The 17,559-nt window shown below is 69.9% G+C and carries 17 protein-coding genes; 6 read left to right on the top strand and 11 right to left on the bottom strand.

Translation table 11 applies throughout. From position 1 onward, the window contains the following. The first annotated feature begins 24 nt into the window (after positions 1-24). On the top strand, positions 25-384 hold the full coding sequence (uraH, locus tag KM176_RS08930) for a hydroxyisourate hydrolase (protein WP_160891132.1): 360 nt from the start codon (positions 25-27) through the stop codon (positions 382-384). A 137-nt stretch (positions 385-521) separates the two neighbouring features. Here the strand turns inward: uraH and KM176_RS08935 are convergent, their stop codons facing one another. From KM176_RS08935 to KM176_RS08945, 3 genes are all read right to left on the bottom strand, one after another. Continuing rightward, the gene (locus KM176_RS08935) at positions 522-1,172 is read right to left on the bottom strand and encodes an OmpA family protein (protein ID WP_160891304.1); all 651 of its coding nucleotides are present in this window, start codon (positions 1,170-1,172) and stop codon (positions 522-524) included. Positions 1,173-1,294: 122 nt separating this feature from the next. Next, a complete protein-coding gene (locus KM176_RS08940) occupies positions 1,295-2,146 on the bottom strand; it encodes a methylated-DNA--[protein]-cysteine S-methyltransferase (RefSeq protein ID WP_160891131.1) in 852 nt (283 codons plus the stop codon). 86 nt (positions 2,147-2,232) lie between these two features. Continuing rightward, entirely contained in the window at positions 2,233-2,853 is a 621-nt protein-coding gene (locus KM176_RS08945; RefSeq protein ID WP_160891130.1) for a Hint domain-containing protein, read from the bottom strand. A 91-nt stretch (positions 2,854-2,944) separates the two neighbouring features. On the opposite strand from KM176_RS08945, the gene nth reads away from it, so the two are divergent. Beyond that, on the top strand, positions 2,945-3,589 hold the full coding sequence (gene nth / locus KM176_RS08950) for an endonuclease III (RefSeq protein WP_160891129.1): 645 nt from the start codon (positions 2,945-2,947) through the stop codon (positions 3,587-3,589). Next, positions 3,586-4,572, top strand: coding sequence for an adenosine kinase (locus KM176_RS08955; protein ID WP_160891128.1), 987 nt, complete (start codon positions 3,586-3,588; stop codon positions 4,570-4,572). Before nth ends, KM176_RS08955 begins: the two co-directional genes overlap by 4 nt. Before the next feature lie 103 nt (positions 4,573-4,675). On the opposite strand, the gene lpxK is transcribed toward KM176_RS08955, so the two are convergent. The 5 genes from lpxK to KM176_RS08980 all read right to left on the bottom strand — a co-directional run bounded on the left by lpxK (position 4,676) and on the right by KM176_RS08980 (position 9,479). Next, positions 4,676-5,668 carry a tetraacyldisaccharide 4'-kinase gene (lpxK, locus tag KM176_RS08960; RefSeq protein ID WP_202397674.1) on the bottom strand — a complete coding sequence of 331 codons (993 nt, stop codon included), beginning with the start codon at positions 5,666-5,668 and terminating at the stop codon, positions 4,676-4,678. Continuing rightward, positions 5,668-6,831 carry a 3-deoxy-D-manno-octulosonic acid transferase gene (locus KM176_RS08965; protein WP_160891126.1) on the bottom strand — a complete coding sequence of 388 codons (1,164 nt, stop codon included), beginning with the start codon at positions 6,829-6,831 and terminating at the stop codon, positions 5,668-5,670. The genes lpxK and KM176_RS08965 overlap by 1 nt, the downstream gene beginning before the upstream one ends. A 121-nt stretch (positions 6,832-6,952) precedes the next feature. Continuing rightward, positions 6,953-7,183 (bottom strand): DUF4170 domain-containing protein, encoded by a 231-nt coding sequence (locus KM176_RS08970; RefSeq protein WP_160891125.1) that lies wholly within the window; start codon positions 7,181-7,183, stop codon positions 6,953-6,955. A 129-nt stretch (positions 7,184-7,312) separates the two neighbouring features. After that, positions 7,313-8,134, bottom strand: a complete 822-nt coding sequence (locus tag KM176_RS08975) for a 3'(2'),5'-bisphosphate nucleotidase CysQ (protein WP_236045234.1) — start codon at positions 8,132-8,134, stop codon at positions 7,313-7,315. Then, complete coding sequence (locus tag KM176_RS08980; protein ID WP_160891124.1) at positions 8,121-9,479, bottom strand: TldD/PmbA family protein; 1,359 nt, start codon at positions 9,477-9,479, stop codon at positions 8,121-8,123. Before KM176_RS08980 ends, KM176_RS08975 begins: the two co-directional genes overlap by 14 nt. Positions 9,480-9,689: 210 nt before the next feature. Between KM176_RS08980 and KM176_RS08985 the strand changes: the two genes are divergently transcribed. Both KM176_RS08985 and KM176_RS08990 read left to right on the top strand, forming a co-directional pair. Beyond that, entirely contained in the window at positions 9,690-10,439 is a 750-nt protein-coding gene (locus KM176_RS08985) for an SDR family oxidoreductase (protein WP_160891300.1), read from the top strand. Between the two features lie 451 nt (positions 10,440-10,890). After that, positions 10,891-12,063 (top strand): TIGR03862 family flavoprotein, encoded by a 1,173-nt coding sequence (locus KM176_RS08990; RefSeq protein ID WP_160891123.1) that lies wholly within the window; start codon positions 10,891-10,893, stop codon positions 12,061-12,063. Between the two features lie 21 nt (positions 12,064-12,084). Here the strand turns inward: KM176_RS08990 and holA are convergent, their stop codons facing one another. From holA to leuS, 3 genes are read right to left on the bottom strand one after another with little or no spacing between them, the layout of a single operon-like run. Further along, positions 12,085-13,101: a DNA polymerase III subunit delta gene (gene holA, locus KM176_RS08995; RefSeq protein ID WP_160891122.1), complete on the bottom strand. Its 1,017-nt coding sequence runs from the start codon at positions 13,099-13,101 to the stop codon at positions 12,085-12,087. Beyond that, positions 13,098-13,586 (bottom strand): LPS assembly lipoprotein LptE, encoded by a 489-nt coding sequence (locus tag KM176_RS09000; protein WP_160891121.1) that lies wholly within the window; start codon positions 13,584-13,586, stop codon positions 13,098-13,100. The genes holA and KM176_RS09000 overlap by 4 nt, the downstream gene beginning before the upstream one ends. After that, positions 13,573-16,125 (bottom strand): leucine--tRNA ligase, encoded by a 2,553-nt coding sequence (gene leuS, locus KM176_RS09005; RefSeq protein ID WP_160891120.1) that lies wholly within the window; start codon positions 16,123-16,125, stop codon positions 13,573-13,575. Before leuS ends, KM176_RS09000 begins: the two co-directional genes overlap by 14 nt. A 170-nt stretch (positions 16,126-16,295) precedes the next feature. Here leuS and KM176_RS09010 point away from each other — a divergent pair, with 170 nt between their 5' ends. Continuing rightward, on the top strand, positions 16,296-17,516 hold the full coding sequence (locus KM176_RS09010) for a glycosyltransferase (RefSeq protein WP_160891119.1): 1,221 nt from the start codon (positions 16,296-16,298) through the stop codon (positions 17,514-17,516). Positions 17,517-17,559 lie beyond the last annotated feature (43 nt).

Consider the following 17,559-nt stretch of genomic DNA (forward strand, 5'->3'; position numbering starts at 1 on the left):
CGGATTTTCCGGAAAGGGCGCAGGATGGCGATGGGTTACCTGACGACGCATGTTCTTGATACGGCACGGGGTCTGCCGGCGGCAGGGCTGGAGATCGTGCTGTACCGGCTGGAGGGGGGCGCGCGGCGCGAGCTGGCGCGGATGGTGACCAATGCCGACGGGCGCACCGACAGCCCGATCCTGCCGAAGGAGGCCTTCGCGATGGGGACCTACGAGCTGGAGTTCCTGGCCGGAGCCTATCTGGATGCCTGCGGTGTGCCCGCCGAAAACCCGCGGTTCCTGGATGTGGTGCCGCTGCGCTTCGGGATCTCGGATGAGCAGGCGCATTACCACGTGCCGCTGCTGCTCTCGCCCTTTGGCTATTCGACCTATCGCGGCAGCTGAGGCCGGGCGGGGTGGGGGCTCTGCCCCCGTCTCCTGCGGAGACTCCCCCGAGGTATTTGGAACAAGAAAATGCGAAAGGCCGCGCCGGTGGGGCGCGGCCTTTCTTTTTTGATCCCGGGTGGGTCAGGTCTGGCCGATCAGTTCTGGCCGGTCGGGATGATGACGATTTCCACGCGGCGGTTCTGCTGGCGGCCCTCGGCGGTCAGGTTCGATGCCTTGGGCTGGTCCTCGCCGCGGCCGAAGGCCGAGATGCGACCGGAGGAGACGCCGTAGTTGATCAGCGTGTTGGCGACCGAGGCGGCGCGGCGCTGCGAGAGCTGCTGGTTGTAGGCCGCGGTGCCGGTGTTGTCGGTATGGCCGACGACCTGGACGCGGGTTGCGGGGTATTCGTTCAGCGACTGCGCGACCTTCTGGAGGTCCGAGGTCAGGTCGGGACGCAGGGTGGCGCTGTCGGTGGCGAAGAGGATGTCCTGCGGCATGGTCAGGATCAGCTGGCTGCCGGTGTTCTGGATCTGGACGTCGTTGCCGAGCGAACCGCGCAGCGAGGCTTCCTGCTTGTCGAGGTAGTTGCCATAGGCCGAGCCGGCGATGCCGCCGACCACGGCGCCGATCGCGGCGCCCTTGCCCTTGTCGTCGCTGAGCAGCGAACCGACGACGGCGCCGAAGCCGGCGCCTGCGGCAGCGCCGGTGCGGGTGTTGCGGTAGCCATCGTTCTGATCGCAGGCGGCCAGCAGCAGCAGCGATGCGCCGGTCAGGCCGAGGATGGATTTCTTCGCGGTGAGTGTCATCAGGGTCATGTCTGCCTCTTGAGTACCGGGCCTCAGCCCTCCCATGGCAGGGAAATAGCGCAAGTCGCGGGGCGGCCCAATGATTTCCCGAAGATGTGCTCGGCGGGTTTCCGCTCTGGGCGTTACGGCGCCGTGAGGGCCTCGTTGCGGGCGCTTTCGCGGGCCAGCATGGCGCGTTTCACCGGCAGGCCCCAGTGGTAGCCGCCAAGCGCGCCGTCGCGGCGCAGCACGCGGTGGCAGGGGATCAGCAGGCTGACCGGGTTGCGCCCGACGGCGGTGCCGACGGCGCGGGCGGCGCGCGGCGCGCCGATCGCCCGGGCGATGTCGGAATAGGTGGTGACCTGGCCCGAGGGGATCGCCAGCAGCGCCTCCCAGACCTTGATCTGGAAGGGGGCCCCGATCATGTGCAGCCGGGTGTCACCCCGGGCTTCGAAGACCGGGGTGACGAGGGGCAGGACGGCGGCGGGATCCTCGATGTAGCGGGCATGGGGCCAGCGGGCGACCAGGTCGGCCATGGCGGCGGCATGGCCGGTCTCGGAGGTGAAGGCCAGGCCGCAGAGGCCGCGCTCGGTCACCATGGCGATGGCCTCTCCGAAGGGTGAGGGCAGGGTGGCGTGGCGGATCGTCAGCCCGGCGCCGCCGCGGGCGACATCGCCGGGGGCCATGGCCTCCCACCGCAGGAAGAGATCATGCAGCCGCGAGGGGCCCGACAGGCCGGTGGCGAGCGCGGTTTCCAGCAGGGAGTGGCGTTCGCTCAGCAGGCGGCGGGCCTGGCCCAGGGTCAGGTACTGCTGGTAGCGCTTCGGGGAGACCCCGGCCCAGGCCGAGAACAGGCGCTGGAAATGCGCCGGGCTGAGGCCGATGCGCTGCGCCAGGTCATCGAGCGGCAGGGTGGCATCGGCGCGGTCGATCTCTTCGATGGCGCGGCGGATCACGCTGAAATGGTAGGGGTCGTCGGTCTGGTCTTTGCGCATGGCATCCTCGTCCGGCAGGCTGTCGGGCCCGGCAAGGATAGGGCGGCGGGGCGCGCGGGCGCGACCCGATTCCTGCGCAAAGCGACTCAGGCCGCCATCAGGTCCAGCAGCGAGAGGTCCCGGGGGCAGCTTTCGCGCACCAGCAGCGCCTCGTCCCGCGTGAGGCAGCGCCGGGCGGTCTTGGTGCCGGGATCGAAAAGCCGGGTGGCCCGGCGCACCGCCGGCGGCAGCTCCAGCCGGGCGGCCATGTCGGCATCGGTGGTCTCGACCCAGAGGGAGCCTGCGGTGATGATCTCGTGTCGCTCCATGATGATCAGGTGGTAGGTCAGCCCGCCCATGGTGGGATCGGGCCGCGCGCGGTTGCGCCGCGAGATGTCCTGGAAGCGCGCCAGCGCCTCCTCTGCGCCGAAGTTCAGCTGGATCTCGGGGCGGCGCAGCAGGCCGCGATGCCCAGGGGCGACGCGCAGCTTCTCCTTCAGCTCGCCCTGGGGGCCGCGTTCGCCGCGATGGAAGGTCATCGGATAGGGCAGGGGATCCCCCTCCGGCGTCTTCCTAAGGCGGGCGATGTGCAGGATCGGCTGGGCGCCGCGATCCCGGGTGATCAGCCGGTCGCCGGGGGCGATCCATTCCACGGGCATCTCGCCCTCAAGGGTCAGGAGCATGGTTCCGGGGCCGAGGCCGGAGAGCGGGGCGGGGGATTCGTTCATGGTCTGACCTCCGGGAGGCAGATTGCGCAGGCCCGGTTTATGCGCCGTTAAATCGGCTTGTTGTATCCGGGGTTTCGAGGCAGAAACCAGCATGGCCCGCCAATTGCCCTATCAGACCCTGCGCGAGATCTTTACCCGCTTCCATGACGCCGAGCCCGAGCCCAAGGGCGAGCTCGACCATGTGAATGCCTATACCCTGCTGGTGGCGGTGGCGCTGTCGGCCCAGGCGACCGATGCCGGGGTGAACCGGGCGACGAAGCACCTGTTCCCGATTGCCGACACGCCGGAAAAGATGCTGGCCCTGGGCGAAGAGGGGCTGATCGAGCATATCAAGACCATCGGCCTGTTCCGCAACAAGGCCCGGAACGTCATCAAGATGGCGAAGATCCTGGTCGAGGACTACGGCGGCGAGGTGCCCAATTCCCGCGCCGCGCTGGAAGGCCTGCCGGGGGTTGGCCGCAAGACCGCCAACGTGGTGCTGAACATGTGGTGGCGCTTCCCGGCGCAGGCCGTGGACACCCATATCTTCCGGCTGGGCAACCGGTCCGGCATCGCGCCGGGCAAGGACGTGGTGGCGGTGGAACGCGCCATCGAGGACAACATACCCGTGGACTTTCAGCTTCACGCGCATCACTGGATGATCCTGCACGGTCGCTATGTCTGCGTCGCGCGCAAGCCCAAGTGCGCCGCCTGCCTGATCCGCGATCTCTGCGACTACGAGGACAAGATTCTATGACGAAATACGACGTGATCGGCATCGGCAACGCGGTGATGGACGTGATCACCCAGAGCGACGATGCCTTCCTGTCCCGCATGGGCATCGAGAAGGGCATCATGCAGCTGATCGAGCAGGAGCGCTCGGAGCTGCTCTACGGCGAGATGGATGCACGTCACCAGGTGCCCGGCGGCTCGGTTGCCAACACCGTGGCGGGGGTTGCGAACCTTGGTCTGAAGACGGCCTTCATCGGCAAGGTGCGCGACGACGATGTCGGCACGACCTATGCCGCCGAGACGGTTGCGGGGGGCACCGATTTCCCGAATGCACCCGTTGCGGGGGGCGATCTGCCTTCCTCGCGCTGCATGATCTTCGTGTCGCCCGATGGCGAGCGGTCGATGAACACCTACCTCGGGATTTCCTCCGAAGTGGGGCCGGACGATGTGCCCGCCGAGGTCTGCAATGCCGCCAAGATCCTGTTCCTGGAGGGCTATCTGTATGACAAGCCGAAGGGCAAGCAGGCCTTCGAGGCGGCGGCGCGGCTGACCCAGGCCGCCGGTGGCCTGGCCGGGATCGCCCTTTCGGACCCGTTCTGCGTGGACCGTCACCGCGCCGATTTCCGCGCGCTGATGAAGCAGCTCGACTTCGTGATCGGCAACGAGCACGAGTGGAAGGCGCTGTTCGAGACCGATGACCTGGGCGCGGCGCTGGAAACCGCCGCCGGGGAGAGCGGCCTGATCGTGTGCACCCGCTCGGGCGGGGATGTGGTGATCGTCAAGGGCGACGAGGAAGTCGTGATCCCGGTGACCCAGGTGGTGCCGGTGGATGCGACCGGCGCGGGCGACCTGTTCGCGGCCGGGTTCCTGTATGGCCTCGCGACGGGCGCGGACCTGGCGACTGCGGGCCGGATGGGCTGCGTGGCGGCGAAAGAGGTGATTTCCCACTTCGGCGCGCGGCCCGAGGCGGATCTGAAGGCGCTGTTCAAGGCGGAAGGCCTGCTCTGAGGGCTGCGGGGGGCGCTGCCCCCCCTCGCGCTGGCGCGCGAGTCCCCCCGAGGTATTTGGAACAAGAAAATGCGGGGGCGTGTCCGGGCGGGCGCGCCCCTTTTCAGGTCGGGAAGAGGCGGTCGAGGGCGGCCTCGAGCGGGTGGTCATCGGTAAAGGCCAGGCGCACCGGCAGGGTCAGCACCTTCTGCTGCCAGTCGCGCGGCAGGCGGACCGCGTCCTTTTCCGTGGTGACGAGCTGGGCGCCGAGGCGCGCGGCGTCATGTTCGAGGCGGGCCATCAGGGCCGGGGTCAGCGGCTGATGATCGCCAAGCGGTTCCTCGTGCAGCACCTCGGCGCCGAGGGCGCGCAGGCTGGCGAAGAACTTGGCCGGATGGCCGATGCCGGCGAAGGCGAGGCTGCGCAGGCCCTGCCAGTCCATGCCGGTGGGCAGCGGCGCGAGGCGGGCCTGCAGGCGGGGCAATGGCAGATCCGGATTGGCGGCGGCGAAGGCCTGCTGGGCGGGGGCCTCTCCGATCGAAAGCAGGAGATCGGCGCGGGCAAGGCCGGTGGTCACGGGTTCGCGCAGCGGACCGGCGGGCAGGCAGCGGCGGTTGCCGAAGCCACGCGCGGCATCGACCACGATGATCGAGAGCGCCTTCTGCAGCGCCGGATCCTGGAAGCCGTCGTCCATGACGATCACATCGGCCCCGGCGGCGCGGGCGGCGTGGGCGCCCTCGGCGCGGTCACGGGCGATCCAGCCGGGGGCGAAGGCTGCCAGCAGCAGCGGTTCATCCCCGGTCTCGGCGGCGGTGTGGATGGCGGGATCGACGCGGGTCGGGCCGGTGAGCGTGCCGCCGTGGCCGCGCGACAGGAAATGCGCGTTCAGGCCGCGGGCGGAGAGCCGCATCAGCAGGTCGATTACCGTCGGGGTCTTGCCGGTGCCCCCGGCATTGAGGTTGCCGACGCAGATCACCGGCAGGCCGGGATCGGCGGGGGTGCCACGGGCAAGCCGGCGGGCGGTCCCCCGGGCATAGAGTGCCCCAAGCGGTGCAAGGGCGCGGGCGCGCCAGCCGGGGTGTCGGGGATCGCGGAACCAGAAGGCCGGGGTCTGCATCACAGCACGCCTTTTTCTTCCAGACGGGCGATCACCCAGCCGGCGACGCGGTCGGTGGTCTCGGCGCCTTCGGTGGCGACCTGCCAGGCGGCGCTGGCCATGGCGGCGGCCTGGTCCGGGGACAGCAGCCGGCCGAGCGCCTGCTGCAGGCTGTCGGCGCTGCGCACCGAGCGGGCGCCGCCGGCCTGGGCCAGCCGGGTATAGGCGGCGAGATGGCCGCGCACATGCGGGCCGTGCAGGATCGCCGCGCCATGGGCCGCCGCGGGGTAGGGATCGGTGCCGGGCTGGCCGCGCACCAGCGACCGGGCCAGGAAGCAGACCGGGGCGACGCGGTACCAAAGGCCCATCTCCGTGCCCGGTTCGGCCAGCAGGACCTGGGTCTCTTCGCCCGGAGAGGCGCCCTCGCGCCAGTCGCACCAGCGCCAGCCCTGATCGCCCAGAAGCCGGGCGGCGGCGGCATGGGCGGCCTCGTCGGCGGGCGAGAGGATCAGCAGCACCCGGTGCGCCAGCCGGGCCATGCCGCGCTGCGCCTCGAGGATCGGATCGACCTCCTCGGCGGTGACCGGGGCGGCCAGCCAGATCGGGCGACCGGTCAGTTCGGTCGCGAGGTCCTCGCGCAGGCGGGCGTCGAAGGGCAGGGCGCCGCAGCCCTCCTGCAGGGGGCCGGTGATCTCAAGCTTCTCGGGGTCGGCGCCCAGCCGGGCGAGGCGGCGCGCGGCATTGCCGGTCGAGGCGCAGAAGGCGTCGAAGGTCGGGATCAGCCGCCGGGTCAGGGAGGCGCGCAGGCGCCATCGGGGTTCCTCCAGAGCGTGGTCCTCGGCCTCGGCCAGCAGCATCGGGATGGCGCGCTGGCGGGCCCCGCTCAGCAGGGTCGGGCGCAGGTAGCCACTGAGCCAGACCAGCGCATCGGGATGCCAGTGATCGAGAAAGCCCGACGGGTCTTCGCCCTCGGGCGGTTCGCTCTGGCAGAAGAGGCCCGGCGCGGGCGTGCAGGGCGCGTCGGAGGGGCCGGTCAGCAGCACCGACAGCAGCCCCTCTTCCTGGGCCAGAAGGCGCAGGGCAAGCTGCTCGGCGGCCTTGCGGCGGGCCGGGTCGGGGCAATGGATCCAGGCCAGCGCGCCGGCGGGGCGCGGCGGCATCTCGGGGGGGCGGTCAGCGGTCATGGCCGGGGCGGCTCCGGGGGCGGCACGGGTCGCCATCCGGGCGCGGGTCGGCGCGACCGGAGCGGACAGGGCCGTTGAAACAGGGCGGCGAAGCACGCTCCGGTGCGGCGGGCAGGCAGGATCAGGCCGCGGTGTCGGCCTGGGTGCCTTCGCGCAGCTGGTGGATGTTGGCGATGAAGTAGCGCATGTGGGCATTGTCCACGGTGCGCTGCGCTTCGGCCTTCCAGGCGTCGTAGGCGGCGTCGTAATCGGGGAACAGACCGACGATGTGCAGGTCGTTCAGATCGCGGAACACGTTCTTCGCAGGATCGACGAGCTCTCCGCCGAAGACGAGGTGCAGGCGTTGCGACATGGGACTATCCTTTCCGGCTGTGCGGTCGGCGGCAAACTGCGCCCAAAGCGGCGCGGGGTCAAGACCGGCAGGGCGGTCCGGCGCCCCGGGATGGCCGGCCTTTGCCGCGCATTTTCGTGAAACGCGGGATCAGGGCAGGACCCGGGGCGCGAAGGCCAGCCGCGACAGCAGCTGCCCGTGCAGGGCGGGGCCGGCGGCGACCACCCCGTTCAGCTTGGGCGCGGGGTTGTTGAAGACCAGCGCCCGCCCCGCCCGGTCCGAGGCGATGGCCCCGGCTTCGCGGGCGATCAGCGTGCCGGCGGCCACGTCCCATTCCCAGGTCGGGCGCAGGGTGATCATGGCGTCGAAGCGGCCCTGGGCCACCAGCGACATCCGATAGGCCAGGGCGGCGCGCTGGTGCACGGCGAAATCGGGCACCGGTCCGGCCCAGTTGATCGGCGCCACCACGGGGCGCGCCGCCAGCACCCTGGCGGCGGTGACGGAGGATTGCGTGGTGCACTGGATCGGCACGCCGTTCAGCACGGCGCCACCGCCCAGCGTCGCGGCATAAAGCCGGTCAAGGCGCGGCATGTAGACCACGGCGGCCACCACCTGTCCCTGCTCGGCAATGGCCAGGGAATGTCCCCAGGCATGGTCGCCGCGCATGAAGGCACGGGTGCCGTCCAGCGGATCGAGGATGAAGACCCTTTCGCGCGACAGGCGCGCGGAATCGTCGGGGCTTTCCTCGGACAGCCAGCCGTATTCGGGCCGCGCCGACAGCAGCCGGGTCTTCAGCATGGTGTTCACGGCCAGGTCGGCCTCGGTCACGGGGCCCTGGTCATCGGGTTTTTCCCAGGATTCGACGCCCTTCTCGGCGAAGTGCACGGCGATCCGCCCGGCCTCCAGCGCGGCCTCCTGCAGCAGGGCCAGGTCCTGGATCCGGTCCCCGGACAGGCGTTCAGTTTCCGGCAAGCGTCATCCCCTCGACGAGGAGCGAAGGCACCACAGTCCCGCGCCAGGGGCGGGCATCGTTGGCGGGGGTGATCCGGCGCAGCATGTCGCGCAGGTTGCCGGCGATGGTGCATTCGTTGACCGGCTTCACGATCTCGCCGTTCTCGATCCAGAACCCGGCGGCGCCGCGGGAAAAATCCCCGGTGTTGGGGTTGATGGTCGAGCCGATGAGCGAAGTGACCAGCAGGCCGGTGCCCATCTGCTTCAGCAGGTCCTCGCGGCTCTGCTCGCCCTGGGTCAGCGCGATGTTCCAGTTCGTCGGGCTGGGCGGAGAGGACAGGCCGCGCCCGGCATTGCCGGTGGGCGCCATGCCCAGTTTCCGGGCGGTGGCCAGGTCCAGCGTCCAGCCGGTCAGCACACCATCCTTCACGATGTCGCGACGCTGCGTCGGCAGCCCCTCGGCATCGAAGGGACGGCTGGCGAAGCCGCGCGGGCGCAGGGGATCTTCCGTCAGGGTCAGGGATTCCGACAGCACCAGCTCTCCCAGCCGGTCCGACAGGAAGGAAGAGCCGCGTGCCACGGCAGCCCCGTTCACCGCGCCGCAAAGATGCCCGATCAGCGTGGCGGCAACGCGTTCGTCGAACAGCACCGGGTAAGCGCCGGTCTTCGGCGCGCTGGCGCCCAGGCGTTCGACAGCGCGTTCCCCGGCGGTGCGGCCGATCTCCGCGGCGTCGCGCAGGTCGGACTGGAAGACCCGGCCGTCGCCGTCATAGTCGCGCTCCATGCCCGCTCCGGTCCCGGCGATCGCCACGCAGGAGACCGAGCGCGAACTGCGCCTGTAGCGGCCCATGAAGCCGTTCGAGGCGGCGATCACCGTGTCGCTGGCCCCATAGCCCGCCGAGGCCCCGGAAACCTGCGTCACGCCCTTGACGGCAAGGGCGGCGGCTTCGGCCCGGGCGGCATCTTCCTGCAGCTGGGCGGGCTCGGGTTCCGGCGTCGGATCGAACCCCTCGAGGCCCTCGGCATCGCGGCGCGCCGACAGCTGCGCGGGGTCCGCCAGGCCGATCCAGCGGTCCTCCGGGGCCTCGCGGGCCATGGCGACGGCGCGCTCGGCCATCAGGCGCAGCGCCTCGGGGCGGATGTCGGATCCCGAGACGCAGGCCTGGCGCTGGCCGATGAAGACCCGGAGGCCGGCCTCTGCGCCATCGGCGCGCTCGGCATGTTCCAGCGTGCCGCCACGCACGTCGATGGAGACCGAGGTGCCCTCGCGGGCGACGGCATCGGCGGCATCGGCGCCGGCGGCCCGGGCGGCCTCGATCAGGGCCTGGGTGACATCGGCGAGCTGGGGGGCATTGTCTCTGGGCATTTGGCTTCTCCTGAACCCTTCTGACCTAGCCTCTGGCACGGGCCGGATCAACCCGCGCCCCTGTCGCGGGGCGGGCGGGATGCATGCAATTCGCGGGAAGTCGCGGGGGGACTGGCCGGATGGGGAGGAGCGGGCTACGACTCAGGCAGGGCCCTCGGTCGGGCAAAGGCAAGGCGGCGCATCCAGGCGCCGGGAAAGGACGAGAGCATGGTGGATCTGACGGGAAAGACGGTGATCGTGACCGGCGCGAGCCGGGGCATCGGCGCGGCAACGGCGAAGGTCTTCGCGGCGGCGGGTGCCCAGGTGGCGCTGCTGGCCCGGGGCCGCGAGGAAATCGCCCAGCTCGCCGGGGAGATCGGCCCGAGCGCCATCGCGATCCCCTGCGACATCACCCGCTACTGGGAGGTCGAGACGGCGGTGAAGGCCGTGGTCGACACGTTCGGCAGCGTCGACATCCTGATCAACAATGCCGGCGCGCTGCAGCCCATAGCGCCAATGACCCAGGTCGACCCGGGCGCCTGGGCCCATGTCATCGACGTGAACCTCAAGGGGGTCTTCAACGGGATGCATGCCGTGATGCCGCTGATGATCGCGGCGGGCGGCGGCACGATTCTGACGATCTCCTCCGGCGCGGCCTCGAAACCCTATGAGGGCTGGAGCGCCTATTGCGCCTCCAAGGCCGGCGCCGCGATGCTGACCCGCTCGGCCCATCTGGAGGCGGGTCCGTCCGGCCTGCGGGTCATGGGGCTGAGCCCGGGCACGGTGGCGACCCAGATGCAGCGTGACATCAAGGCCTCGGGCATCAACCCTGTCAGCACGCTGGACTGGGAGGATCATGTCCCCCCCGAATGGCCCGCGCGCACCCTGCTGTGGATGTGCGGCCCGGAAGCGGATGGCTACCTGGGCAAGGAGATTTCCCTGCGGGACGAAGAGATCCGGGTCAAGGTCGGCCTGGTCTGAAGCCGGGCGGGGGGCGCTGCCCCCGCCGGGCTGACGCCCGACTCCCCCGGGATATTTCGAGCCAGATGATAAAGAGCTCCGCAGGTTCTTTCATCTGGCCCAAAATATCCCCGCCGGAGGCCTGCGCCGCAGGCGCAGTTTCAACGCTTGCAGCGGGGACATCGTGTCTTCGAATGAAAGGTGGCCGGCGGCTTCGATGTTCAGGTGATGTATGTCTCCGCCCGGGGATGGGGGCTCAGCCCGTTCGGCCATCCTGGTCCCGTGCCGGCTCTCGTTGTGACAGTCTGGTGCGGGGCACAGAGGGGTCGTGCCTGCGACCGCTCAGTCGGGGGCAGGTGATGCCGTAAGGAGCCTGCCCCGGGCGGGGTCGGGTGCAGGCAGATCGGATCTTCGGACATGGTGAAATCCCGGGCGATAGGCTAGGCAGGGCGGCAGGCAAAGGCGAGGGGCGATGCAGGTCGAGGCTCTGGTAATTGGCGGTGGTCCGGCGGGGCTGATGGCAGCGGAATCGCTTGGGCGGGCCGGGCGGAGCGTGGTGCTGGCCGAGCGGATGCCGAGCCTCGGGCGCAAGTTCCTGATGGCCGGGAAATCCGGGCTGAACCTCACCAAGGAAGAGCCTTTCGATGCGTTCCTCGGGGCTTATGGTGCCGATGGCGACTGGCTGCGACCGATGCTGGAGAGCTTTGGCCCGCAGGAGACCCGCCTCTGGGCCGAGGGGCTGGGGCAGGAGATGTTCACCGGCTCCACGGGCCGGGTGTTCCCGGTCGGCATGAAGGCTTCGCCGTTGCTCAGGGCCTGGCTGGGCCGGCTGCGGGATCTGGGCGTCGTGGCGCGAACGCGCTGGGACTGGCAGGGCTGGCAGGACGGGGCGGCGGTTTTCGCGACGCCCGAGGGTCTGCAGCATGTGAGCGCGCAGGTCACCCTTCTGGCGATGGGCGGGGCAAGCTGGCCGCGTCTGGGATCGGATGGCGGCTGGGCGCGGCATCTGGACGGGGTGGCGCCCTTCACGCCCGCCAACTGCGGCTTCCACGTCGCCTGGTCGCAGCACATGGCGCCCCAGTTCGGCGTGCCTGTGAAAGCCGTGGCCCTGCGCGCGGGCGCGCAGGAGACCCGCGGCGAATTCGTTCTCAGCCGGGCCGGGGTCGAGGGGGGCGCGATCTACACCCTGTCGAAGGCCCTGCGCGAAGGGGCGCCGCTGGAGCTGGACCTGCTGCCGGATCTCTCCGAAGCCGAGGTCGCAAGGCGGCTGGCCGCCACCCGGCGCGCCGAGAGCCTGTCGAACCGGCTGCGCAAGGCGCTGAAGCTCGACCCGGTGAAACGCGCGCTGCTGCAGGAATGCGGGCGCCCCGTGCCCGAGGCGCCCGAGGCGCTGGCGCGGCGGCTGAAGCGGCTGGCGCTTCCGCTGGGGGCGCCCTTCGACATCGAAACCGCGATCTCGACCGCCGGAGGGCTGACGCGGGCGGCGGTGGATGCGGGGCTGATGCTGCGCGACCGTCCCGGGGTCTTTGCCGCCGGAGAGATGCTGGACTGGGAGGCGCCGACGGGGGGCTACCTGCTGACCGCCTGCCTGGCCACCGGCCTATGGGCCGGGCAACAGGCCGAGGCCTACCTTCGCAAGATGTAGGGCGGGGCGGGTGTCGGGCCCCTAGCGGTTGCGGCCCAGCATCGCCAGGCGCACCAGCATCCGTTCCACCAGCGCCATCTCGGGCGCGGTGCGCCCGGCCGAGCGCAGCACCAGGTCGGTATCGGTGATCACCGTCAGCGCCTGTTCCAGCCGGATCGCGCCCCAGTCCCGGGCCTGGCGCAGCATCCGGTCGCGGCGCGGACCGAACAGCGGCGGACGCAGCGCACCGGCGCCGTCGGGATGGCCCGCGATGGTGTAAAGCGCGCGGAAATGGCGCTGCGCGGCGATGCACAGACCCGTCGGGTTGGCTCCCTGGGCCTCCAGCCGGCGCAGCAGCGGCCCGATCTCTCCGGCGCGGGCCTCGGCCACCACGTGCAGCATGTCGTCCATGTCCGCCTCGGTCGAGGCGGGGGCGCAGAGGGTGATCTCGGCCACGCTCAGCGGCGCGTCGTCGCCAAGCTTGTAGAGCGCGATCTTCTCGACCGTCTGGCGGAAATCGCCCGGGTCGATCGCCAGCGCCAGCGCGGTCAGGGCACGCAGCGCCTCCTCGGGCAGCTGCGTCAGCCCGGCGTCCTTCAGCATCGTCTCGACCTCCTCGCGCGAGGGGGGATCGTCGTAGATGCCGCAGGCATAGGCGTTGGAATGGTTCTCGAAGGCCTTGCGCAGCTTGGACGTGGCCTTCAGCTGCCCGGCGGTGATCACCAGCTGCGCATCGCCCGGCTGCCAGTCTTCCAGCGTCGGCAGGATCGCGGCGGCATGGGCCTCGGTCGCGTCGGACAGGAAGACCACCCGGGGGCCGGGGAAAAAGCTCTGGGCCTTCACCGCGTCCAGAAGGCCGGCGGCATCGCGGCGGATGTCGTTGGCGCTCATCCGGGTCAGGCGCATCTCCTCGTCGCCCCGGGGGCCGACGAGGGCGGCCACAATCTCCTGACGGCGCAGGGCGATGCGCATGGCATCGGGGCCATAGAGCAGGATGCCGGTGCGCCCCGCCTCGGGGCGGCGCGCATAGGTGGCGATCTTGGCTGCCGCCAGCTTCATGCCGGGCCGAGATCGGCGAAGAGCCGCGAGGTCAGGCTGTCCGTCAGGATCACCATCAGGCGTTCATGGGCATCTTCGCGGGCGGATTCGGTCGCGGCGGTGGTGCCGGTCGCGGAGTAGGAGGTGAAGCCCGTCACCGTGCCGGCGCCGACGCGGCTGTCGTCTTCGGTCCGGGTCAGCACGTAGTCGAGCCGCCCCAGCACGTGGAAGCGCGTGGTCACGTCGTCGGAAGAGATCGCCTGCTTGCCCTCGGTCGCCTTCAGCTTCAGCGTCAGCTTGTAATCGGCGCTTCCGGGGCGGCCCAGGCGCTGCTCCAGCTCGCGGATCAGCAGGTAGCTGTCGCGCGAGTTGGGCTCGGGCAGCTCGACCTTGTTGAGCAGCCGCTCGCCCGCGCCCCCCGGTCCGTAGACCGGGGTGAAACCGCAGGCCGCGAGCGGGGTCGCGGCCAGCAGGGCCAGGAATTTGCGTCGATCAGACAACGACATTGACGATGCGCCCGGGGACCACGATGACCTTCTTCGGTGCGACGCCTTCCAGCGTCTTGGCGACATTGTGGTGCGCGAGGGCCAGCTTTTCAACCTCGGCCTTGTCCATGTCCTTGGGCACCGTGATCTCGCCCCGGCGCTTGCCGTTGACCTGGATCGGCAGGGTCACGCTGTCCTCGATCAGCATGGCCTCGTCCGCGACGGGCCAGGCGGCCTGCGCGATCAGGCCCTCGCCGCCCAGGATCTGCCACATCTCTTCCGCCAGGTGCGGCGTCATCGGCGACATCAGCTGTGCGAGGACCTTCAGCGCCTCGGCCTTCACCTTGCCGGAGGCCTGCGATTTCTGCACCGCGTTGGTATAGCCGTAAAGCTTGGCGATGGAGGCGTTGAAACCGAAGCTTTCGATGCCCAGCGTCACGTCCTTGATGGCCTTGTGCATCTCGCGCAGCAGCGCGGTGTCCTCGGCCTCTGCACCCGCAGCGGTCAGGTCCAGTTCGGCGGCCATGCGGTGCACGCGGGCCAGATGCTTGGCGGTGGCTTCGGCACCGGCGGCGGTCCATTCCACGTCACGTTCGGGCGGGCTGTCCGACAGCACGAACCAGCGCGCGGTATCGGCGCCGTACTGGCCGATGATCGCCACCGGATCGACGACGTTGTTCTTGGATTTCGACATCTTGGCCGAGGGGATGATCTCGACCTCGGTGCCGTCCTTGAGGAAGCCCTTGCCGTCACGCAGCTCCACCTCTTCGGGGTAGTGGTAGACCGGGCGGCCCTCGGCGCTGCGGGTCTGATAGATCGCGTGGGTCACCATGCCCTGCGTGAACAGCGCATCGAAGGGTTCCTTCGACTTCTCGGGCAGGTGGCCGCAGATCGCCATCGCGCGGGCGAAGAAGCGCGAATAGAGCAGGTGCAGGATCGCGTGCTCGATGCCGCCGATGTACTGGTCGACGTTCATCCAGTAGGCGGCTTCCTCGGCCTCGATCGGCGTGGTGGCGCGGGGCGAGGTGAAGCGGGCGTAGTACCAGGACGAATCGACGAAGGTGTCCATCGTGTCGGTTTCGCGCTTGGCCGGCTTGCCACAGTTCGGGCAGCTGCAATCGCGCCAGGTCGGGTGACGGTCCAGCGGGTTGCCCGGCACGTCGAAGGTGACGTCATCGGGCAGGGCGATGGGCAGGTTTTCCTTCTTCTCGGGGACCACGCCGCAATCGGGGCAGTGGACGACCGGGATCGGGCAGCCCCAGTAGCGCTGACGCGACAGGCCCCAGTCGCGCAGGCGGAACTTGGTCACGCCTTCGCCAAAGCCCTTGCCCTCGCAGAAGGTGACGGCGGCGTCGATGGCCTCAAGCCCGGTCTGGATCTCCTCACCCGCAATGCCCTTCACGTAGCGGACCTTCTCGGTCTTGGCGGGGACGAAGGGGCCCTTGGCGGGGTAGTCGCCCTCGACTGGCGCGAAGGTCGGGGTGATGGTCAGGCCGTACTTGGTGGCGAATTCGAAGTCGCGCTCGTCATGTGCCGGGCAGCCGAAGATGGCGCCGGTGCCGTAATCCATCAGGATGAAGTTGGCGATGTAGATCGGCAGTTCCCAGCTGGGGTCCAGCGGGTGGGTGCACTTGAGGCCGGTGTCGAAGCCCTTCTTCTCGGCGGTCTCGATGGCCTCTTCGGTGGTGCCACCCTGGCGCGCGTCGGCGCAGAAGGCCGCGACGGTTTCGTCCTTGGTTTCCAGCGCCTTGGCCAGCGGGTGATCCGGAGAGATGCCGACGAAGCTGGCGCCCATCAGCGTATCGGGGCGGGTCGTGTAGCACTCGATCTGCTCGAAGCCCTCGGGGGAGCCGACGGTGTCGAAGCTGAACTGCAGGCCGCGCGACTTGCCGATCCAGTTGGCCTGCATCAGCTTGACCTTGGCGGGCCAGTTGTCGAGGCCGTCCAGCGCGCTCAGCAGCTCATCCGAGAAATCGGAGATCTTGAAGAACCATTGGGTCAGTTCCTTGCGCTCGACCAGCGCGCCCGAGCGCCAGCCGCGGCCGTTCTCGACCTGCTCATTGGCCAGCACGGTCATGTCGACCGGGTCCCAGTTCACCACGGCGTTCTTGCGGTAGACCAGGCCCTTTTCCAGGAAATCGAGGAACATCGCCTGCTGCTGGCCGTAATATTCCACGTCGCAGGTGGCGAACATGCGCGACCAGTCCAGGCCGAAGCCCAGCGGCTTCATCTGCCCGACCATCGTGTCGATGTTGGAATAGGTCCATTCCTTGGGATGGCCGCCATTGGCCATGGCGGCGTTTTCCGCCGGCATCCCGAAGGCGTCAAAGCCCATCGGGTGCAGCACCGAATGGCCGGTGGAAAGCTTGTAGCGCGCGATCACGTCGCCCATCGTGTAGTTGCGCACGTGGCCGATGTGGATCCGCCCCGAGGGGTAGGGGAACATCTCAAGCACGTAGTACTTGGGTTTCGTCGGGTCGTGGCGGGCCTTGAAGACCTCGGCCGCGTCCCAGGCCTGTTGCCACTTGGGTTCGATCTCGGCTGCGGAATAGCGCGACATGGCCGCTCCCTCATACGTGCTGCGTTTCGCAGCGGGTGATAGGGCCGCGCGGGCGAAGGGTCCAGCCCCCTGACGCGCGTGGCGCCCCGGTTGGCAGGTTTTTAACCGCTTCCGGGGCATTCCTGAGGCCCGGCGCCGCCCCGCGCCAGGGGGGGGGCGGCCTGTCGATCATGAAGATCCTGTTCATCCATCAGAACTTCCCGGCCCAGTTCCGTCACCTCGCCCCGGCGCTGGCGGCGCGCGGCGATCAGGTGATGGCGCTGACCCTGCGGGTGGATCGCCCGACCCTCTGGCAGGGGGTGCAGATCCTGCCCTATGCGCTGCCCGGGGGGCGGGCGCAAAGCTGCCATCCCTGGGTGCTGGACCTCGACAGCCAGGTCACCCGGGCCGAGGCCTGCTGGCGCGCCGCCCGCACCCTGCGCGATCAGGGTTATGCGCCCGACGTGATCCTGGCCCACCCCGGCTGGGGGGAATCGCTCTTTCTGGCCGATCTCTGGCCCGCTGCCCGCCTGCTGCTCTATTGCGAGCTTTACCATCGCCCCGAGGCCCCGGACCCCGAAGATCCCGCCACGGATCCGGAGGCCGAGCGGCTGCGCCTGCGGCTGAAGAACCTGCACAACCTCCTCCAGCTGCCCCAGGCCCGGGCCGGGATCAGCCCGACGCGGTTTCAGGCCGATACCTTCCCGCCGCCCTTCCGCGCGCGCATCTCGGTGATCCACGACGGCATCGACACCGATGCGCTCTGCCCCGATGCGGGGGCGCGGCTGACCCTGCCCTCGGGCCTCGTCCTGGACCGCCGGGACGAGGTCGTCAGCTTCGCCAACCGCCGGCTGGAACCCTGCCGCGGCATCGGCATGTTCCTGAAATCCCTGCCGGAACTTCTGCGCGCACGGCCCCGCGCCCAGGTGGTGATCGCCGGGCGGACAGAGGGGGCGGCCTATGGACCGCTGCCCCCCGGCGGCACAAGCTGGAAAGATCACTACTGGCCGCAGATCGCGCCCCTGCTGCCCCCCGGCGCGGCCGCGCGGGTGCATTTCCCGGGGCCGCTGGAGCGCGCGGATTTCACCGCCCTGCTGCGCATCAGCCGGGCCCATGTCTATCTGACGCGGCCCTTCGTGCTCAGCTGGTCGCTGCTGGAGGCGCTCTCGGTCGCCGCCCCGGTGATCGCCTCGGATACCGCCCCGCTGCACGAGGTGCTGACTCCCGACACCGGCCGCCTGGTGCCCTGGGGCGATCCGGCGGCGCTGGCCGCAACCCTCGCCGCCACGCTGGCGGATCCGCAGCGCGCCCGGGCCATGGGGCAGGCGGCGCGCGCCGATATCCGCGCCCGCTACGACCTCACGCGATTGTGCCTGCCGGCACAGCTCGCCTGGCTCGATTCAACGGCGTGAAATTCATCTTTCCGAAAATATGGCGGGGGAATCGGCGCGCCGC

Origin of the sequence: Pseudooceanicola endophyticus, from assembly GCF_018760365.1 — a bacterium.
In the GTDB taxonomy this organism is placed as follows: domain Bacteria; phylum Pseudomonadota; class Alphaproteobacteria; order Rhodobacterales; family Rhodobacteraceae; genus Pseudooceanicola; species Pseudooceanicola endophyticus.

Bases quoted from the DNA above. Each gene is read 5' to 3' on its own strand.
- KM176_RS08990 (WP_160891123.1), top strand. From the start codon at position 10,891: ATGCAGGTCGAGGCTCTGGTAATTGGCGGTGGTCCGGCGGGGCTGATG.
- KM176_RS08970 (WP_160891125.1), bottom strand. From the start codon at position 7,183: ATGTCGCAACGCCTGCACCTCGTCTTCGGCGGAGAGCTCGTCGATCCT.
- KM176_RS09010 (WP_160891119.1), top strand. From the start codon at position 16,296: ATGAAGATCCTGTTCATCCATCAGAACTTCCCGGCCCAGTTCCGTCAC.
- leuS (WP_160891120.1), bottom strand. From the start codon at position 16,125: ATGTCGCGCTATTCCGCAGCCGAGATCGAACCCAAGTGGCAACAGGCC.
- uraH (WP_160891132.1), top strand. From the start codon at position 25: ATGGCGATGGGTTACCTGACGACGCATGTTCTTGATACGGCACGGGGT.
- KM176_RS08940 (WP_160891131.1), bottom strand. From the start codon at position 2,146: ATGCGCAAAGACCAGACCGACGACCCCTACCATTTCAGCGTGATCCGC.
- KM176_RS08935 (WP_160891304.1), bottom strand. From the start codon at position 1,172: ATGACACTCACCGCGAAGAAATCCATCCTCGGCCTGACCGGCGCATCG.
- nth (WP_160891129.1), top strand. From the start codon at position 2,945: ATGGCCCGCCAATTGCCCTATCAGACCCTGCGCGAGATCTTTACCCGC.
- KM176_RS08945 (WP_160891130.1), bottom strand. From the start codon at position 2,853: ATGAACGAATCCCCCGCCCCGCTCTCCGGCCTCGGCCCCGGAACCATG.
- KM176_RS08980 (WP_160891124.1), bottom strand. From the start codon at position 9,479: ATGCCCAGAGACAATGCCCCCCAGCTCGCCGATGTCACCCAGGCCCTG.
- lpxK (WP_202397674.1), bottom strand. From the start codon at position 5,668: ATGCAGACCCCGGCCTTCTGGTTCCGCGATCCCCGACACCCCGGCTGG.
- KM176_RS08965 (WP_160891126.1), bottom strand. From the start codon at position 6,831: ATGACCGCTGACCGCCCCCCCGAGATGCCGCCGCGCCCCGCCGGCGCG.
- holA (WP_160891122.1), bottom strand. From the start codon at position 13,101: ATGAAGCTGGCGGCAGCCAAGATCGCCACCTATGCGCGCCGCCCCGAG.
- KM176_RS09000 (WP_160891121.1), bottom strand. From the start codon at position 13,586: ATGTCGTTGTCTGATCGACGCAAATTCCTGGCCCTGCTGGCCGCGACC.
- KM176_RS08955 (WP_160891128.1), top strand. From the start codon at position 3,586: ATGACGAAATACGACGTGATCGGCATCGGCAACGCGGTGATGGACGTG.